Source organism: Exiguobacterium profundum (assembly GCF_001909285.1).
In the GTDB taxonomy this organism is placed as follows: Bacteria; Bacillota; Bacilli; order Exiguobacteriales; family Exiguobacteriaceae; genus Exiguobacterium; species Exiguobacterium profundum.
In genome coordinates this window covers 470415-472640 of record NZ_MRSV01000001.1, presented here as the reverse complement: position 1 = coordinate 472640, position 2226 = coordinate 470415, and the positions used below count along the sequence as shown (strand labels likewise).

General features: G+C 55.2%; 1 rRNA gene (cut by a window edge). It reads right to left on the bottom strand.

What is annotated here, in order from left to right:
* Positions 1-6: 6 nt before the first annotated feature.
* A 23S ribosomal RNA gene (locus BBB58_RS02500) occupies positions 7-2226 on the bottom strand (it continues 693 nt past the right edge of the window).

Here is a 2226-nt window from a genome sequence, read left to right as displayed (position 1 = left end):
TAGACTAGATCAAAGCCTCGACCGATTAGTATCATTCAGCTCCACGTGTCGCCACGCTTCCACCCATGACCTATCTACCTCATCGTCTCTGAGGGGTCTTTCTTGATTGCTCAAAGGGAAATCTCATCTCGGAGGGGGCTTCATGCTTAGATGCTTTCAGCACTTATCCCGTCCGCACGTAGCTACCCAGCGGTGCTCCTGGCGGAACAACTGGTACACCAGCGGTGCGTCCATCCCGGTCCTCTCGTACTAAGGACAGCTCTCCTCAAATTTCCTGCGCCCACGACGGATAGGGACCGAACTGTCTCACGACGTTCTGAACCCAGCTCGCGTACCGCTTTAATGGGCGAACAGCCCAACCCTTGGGACCTACTCCAGCCCCAGGATGCGATGAGCCGACATCGAGGTGCCAAACCTCCCCGTCGATGTGGACTCTTGGGGGAGATCAGCCTGTTATCCCCAGGGTAGCTTTTATCCGTTGAGCGATGGCCCTTCCATGCGGAACCACCGGATCACTAAGCCCGACTTTCGTCCCTGCTCGACTTGTAGGTCTCGCAGTCAAGCTCCCTTCTGCCTTTGCACTCTTCGAATGATTTCCAACCATTCTGAGGGAACCTTTGGGCGCCTCCGTTACTGTTTAGGAGGCGACCGCCCCAGTCAAACTACCCGCCTGACACGGTCCTCCAGCCGGATCACGGCTGCGAGTTAGAGACTCTATACGCAAAGGGTGGTATCCCAAGGGTGTCTCCACCGAAGCTGGCGCTCCGGCTTCACAAACTCCCACCTATCCTGTACATCGCGTACAAAGCCTCAATATCAGGCTGTAGTAAAGCTCCATGGGGTCTTTCCGTCCTGTCGCGGGTAACCTGCATCTTCACAGGTACTATGATTTCACCGGGTCTCTCGTTGAGACAGTGCCCAAATCGTTACGCCTTTCGTGCGGGTCGGAACTTACCCGACAAGGAATTTCGCTACCTTAGGACCGTTATAGTTACGGCCGCCGTTTACTGGGGCTTCGGTTCAGTGCTTCTCTTGCGATGACACATCCCCTTAACCTTCCAGCACCGGGCAGGCGTCAGCCCCTATACTTCATCTTGCGATTTAGCAGAGACCTGTGTTTTTGCTAAACAGTCGTTTGGGCCTATTCACTGCGGCTTATGTCGCCATAAGCGTCCCTTCTCCCGAAGTTACGGGACCATTTTGCCGAGTTCCTTAACGAGAGTTATCCCGCGCGTCTTAGAATTCTCATCTCGCCTACCTGTGTCGGTTTGCGGTACTGGCGCCGACCTCCTCACTAGAGGCTTTTCTTGGCAGCGTGAAATCCGGTGCTTCGCCCTACGGGCTCCACGTCACAGCTCAACCTTGTATGCCGGGCGGATTTGCCAACCCGACGGCCTCGCTGCTTGTCCGTGCACTTCCAGTCGCACGGTCACCTTATCCTTCTGCGTCCCCCCATCGTTCAAACGGTGGTACGGCGGTACAGGAATATCGACCTGTTGTCCATCGCCTACGCCTTTCGGCCTCGGCTTAGGTCCAGACTAACCCTGAGCGGACGAGCCTTCCTCAGGAAACCTTAGGCTTTCGACGGAGGGGATTCTCACCCCTCTTTTCGCTACTCACACCGGCATTCTCACTTCCAAGCGCTCCACGGCTCCTCACGATACCGCTTCACTGCTGCTTGGAACGCTCTCCTACCATCCCTTACGGGATCCATAGCTTCGGTGGTATGTTTAGCCCCGTTACATTTTCGGCGCGGCGCCACTCGACTAGTGAGCTATTACGCACTCTTTGAATGGTGGCTGCTTCTAAGCCAACATCCTAGTTGTCTGTGCAGCGCCACATCCTTTTCCACTTAACATACACTTGGGGACCTTAGCTGATGGTCTGGGCTGTTTCCCTCTCGACTACGGATCTTATCACTCGCAGTCTGACTCCCGAGTACAAGTTGCTGGCATTCGGAGTTTGACTGAATTCGGTAACCCTGTGGGGGCCCCTAGTCCAATCAGTGCTCTACCTCCAGAACTCTTCACCTCGAGGCTAGCCCTAAAGCTATTTCGGAGAGAACCAGCTATCTCCAGGTTCGATTGGCATTTCACCGCTACCCACACCTCATCCCCGCACTTTTCAACGTGCGTGGGTTCGGACCTCCAGTCAGTGTTACCTGACCTTCATCCTGGACATGGGTAGATCACCTGGTTTCGGGTCTACGACGACGGACTGATGCGC